General features: G+C 41.2%; 3 protein-coding genes. All 3 read left to right on the top strand.

What is annotated here, in order from left to right:
- Positions 1-121 precede the first annotated feature (121 nt).
- Positions 122-937 (top strand): shikimate dehydrogenase family protein, encoded by an 816-nt coding sequence (locus UC75_RS04055; RefSeq protein ID WP_049836792.1) that lies wholly within the window; start codon positions 122-124, stop codon positions 935-937.
- Positions 927-1,754 carry a sugar phosphate isomerase/epimerase family protein gene (locus UC75_RS04050; RefSeq protein ID WP_049836791.1) on the top strand — a complete coding sequence of 276 codons (828 nt, stop codon included), beginning with the start codon at positions 927-929 and terminating at the stop codon, positions 1,752-1,754. Before UC75_RS04055 ends, UC75_RS04050 begins: the two co-directional genes overlap by 11 nt.
- Before the next feature lie 5 nt (positions 1,755-1,759).
- The coding region (locus UC75_RS04045) for an FAD-dependent oxidoreductase (protein ID WP_228137073.1) at positions 1,760-3,369 on the top strand (1,610 nt) is incomplete at its 3' end.

Here is a 3,369-nt window from a genome sequence, read left to right as displayed (position 1 = left end):
ATGGTCGCAGCATTAATCATTATGAAACTGGTTTATTCGCCAACAAAGATACGTCAGCACGAACTTAAAAAAGTTCAAATCTAAAATTTTCTAACTCATCGATTTTTAAGGAGATTGAATAATGGATATTCAATTGAATGGATCAACTCGTCTTTATTTTGTGGTCGGACATCCGATTGTACAGGTCAAATCACCTGAGGGTGTAACGATGGAGCTGCTTAAAAAGGATTTAAATGCGATTGTTATACCTGCTGATGTAGCACCAGAACACTTCCCAAATTTTGTTCAGCAAAATTTGTATTTAAATAATAGTGACGGCTTGATTGTCACGGTGCCTCATAAAATTTCGGCTTTGAATTGCTGCCAAAAATTAACTTCACGTGCACAGTTTATTGGGGCGGTAAATACGATTCGCCGCTGTAAAGAAGGGTGGGAAGGAGACATGCTTGATGGTAAAGGCATGGTACAAGCGATACGAAATAAGTTAATCGAGTTAAAAGATAAACGTGCCATTTTGGCGGGAGCGGGTGGAGCAGGTAAAGCGATTGCTTATGAATTACTTCTTGCTGAGGTAGCGGAGTTAGCAATTTTTGATGTAGATCAAACGCGTCAACAACAACTAGTTGAACAACTTCAACAGCTAGGTAAAGGCAAAGTTGTTGCACATAACAATGATCCAACAGGATTTGACGTTGTGGTCAATGCGACACCTATGGGAATGAATGGTGATCCTTCAGCAGCTTTTCAATTAGAACAAATAACTGCACAAATGTCGGTTGCAGATGTGGTGACTAGTCCTGAAAACACGCCATTTATTCAGCATGCATCGACTTTGGGATGTAACGCAGTCAAAGGAACGGACATGTTTATTGAGGTTCGTGACCTAATGATTGCTTATTTACTTGAGAAAGAGCAGGAGCAACAAGATGTCGCGTGAATATTCACTTTCATTTTTGACAGTTGCAGATGTGAGTCCTGTAGAAGCAGTCAAAATTGCAGCAAAGTGTGGTTATGCAGCAGTGGGCTTACGCCTGCTGCCCGCAGCACCTAATGAAGTAGATTATCCAATTTTAAGTGATAGCAAGCTAATTAAGGAAACAAGGGCTGCTTTGGAGGACACAGGTGTTCGTATTGCTGATGTTGAAATTGTACGAATTACTTCTGACTTTGAACCAAATAAGTATTTGCAGTTTTTAAGTACGGCTGAGCAACTCGGTGCTAGGCATATTTTAGTTGCAGGAAATGATCCTGAGCAGTCAAGACAAATATATCACTTCGCACAATTTTGTGAATTAAGTAAACAGTTTGGCTTGAGTTGTGACCTAGAGTTCATGCCGTGGACCAATGTGAAAAATTTGGCGCAGGCTGAATATATCGTGAATCAATCAGGGCAAGAAAATGCGGCCATTTTAATTGATGCATTACATTTTGACCGATCAGATTCAACACTTGAGCAGATCAAAGCACTTAATCCAAAGCAATTGAACTATGTTCAGCTTTGCGATGGTTTTGCTGAATATGATCCGAGCGACGAAGGCTTAATTAAAATTGCACGTTCTAATCGATTAGTGCCAGGGCAAGGCGAAATTGATCTTGTAGGGTTAATTCGTGCTTTGCCTAAAGAAATTATGTTAGCTGCAGAAGTCCCCAATTTAGTACTAGCTGAACGTCCTGCTCTCGAACGCGCTGAAGTTAATTTGCAAGCAATGAAGCAGCTCGTTGCGCTCGCTCAATTGGGCACGGTTACGGGGTAATAAGTATGAACGCAAAAACCCAACAACCATTTCAGATGATTCCGATGCCAATTCGTGAATGCTACGAATGTGATGTTTTAGTCATTGGCTCAGGTGCAGGTGGGCTTTCAAGCGCCGTGACCGCAGCATATGAAGGATTAAAGGTCATTGTCGCAGAGAAAGCATCCGTATTTGGTGGAACTACTGCTGTATCGGGAGGGTGGTTATGGATTCCTAATACACCTCATGCTGTACGTGAAGGAAAAGCCGAACCAATTGAGATACCTAAGCTATATTTAAAAAATATTTTGGGTGAAAAGTATGATGAAACAAAGATTCATACTTATTTAACTCAAGCACCAAAAATGGTGGAATTTTTCGAAGCCAAAACTGAGGTTAAGTTTAATATTGGTGCCGCAGTACCTGACTTTTTCAATATTGAAGGTGCTAGGGTTGGGTGGCGTTCGATTGTTGCTGCACCTTACGATGGCCGTTTACTTGGTCAGAAACTAAATATCCTACGTCCGCCAATTCCTGAAACTACACTTTGGGGAATGGGTATCGCTTCTGGCGCAGATATGAAGCATTTCATTAATACTTTTAATGCAATTCCATCCTTTATCTATGCGACCAAACGCGTATTACGTCATTTCCTTGACCTGATTTTTAGGAAACGCTCTGCTCAAATTGTGAATGGTAATGCTTTGGTGGCTCGCTTACTCAAATCTGCATTTGATTACAAAGTAAAACTATTGGCAAATCATGCCATGACTGAATTAGTTGAAGAAAATGGTCGGGTGATGGGAGCATTATTTAAAACACCAGCTGGCATCGTCAAAATAATAGCAAAACATGGCGTGGTATTAGCGACTGGTGGTTTTCCGCATGATGAAAAACGTAAACAAGCTTTATTCAAACATGTGAGTGAAGGAACTCCTCATCATTCAGCTGCTCCTGAAACAAATATAGGTGATGGCTTAATTGCAGCAGAAGCAATTGGAGCAACTGTTGATCAAACTTTGCCTTGGTCTGGCGCATGGGCACCTGTTTCATTAATTCCGCGTTTAGATGGAACTTTAGGTCGTTTTCCACATTTGGTTGAGCGAGGTAAACCGGGATTAATTGCAGTTTTAAAAAATGGCTGTCGGTTCACGAATGAAGGTGATTCCTATCCTGCATTTATTAAAGATTTATTCAAACATACATCGCAAGGCAAACAAGCACATTGCTGGTTGATTTGCGATCACAAGTTCATCCGCCGTTACGGCTTAGGCGCTGTTAAACCTTTTCCAATTTCTCTAAAGCCTTGGCTAGACAACGATTACTTAAAACAAGGATACACGATTCAAGAGCTGGCTGTGGCGTGTGGTATAGATCCAGTTCAGTTTTTAAAAACAGTAGAGCAGTACAACCAATATGCCTATTTAGGCCAAGACCCCGAGTTCCAACGTGGTACCACCCCTTATCAAAAAGCACAGGGTGATGCCGATCATCATCCGAACCCATGTATTGCCCCGATTGAAAATGGACCATTTTATGCAGTTGAAGTGATGCCAGGAAGTTTAGGGACATTTGCAGGACTGGTTACAGATGAATATGCCCAAGTTCTAAATAAAGCAGGGCAACCAATTAATGG

Source organism: Acinetobacter sp. V2, from assembly GCF_001188385.1.
Classification (GTDB): Bacteria; Pseudomonadota; Gammaproteobacteria; order Pseudomonadales; family Moraxellaceae; genus Acinetobacter; species Acinetobacter oleivorans.
This window is presented reverse-complemented; position numbering and strand designations above follow the sequence as displayed.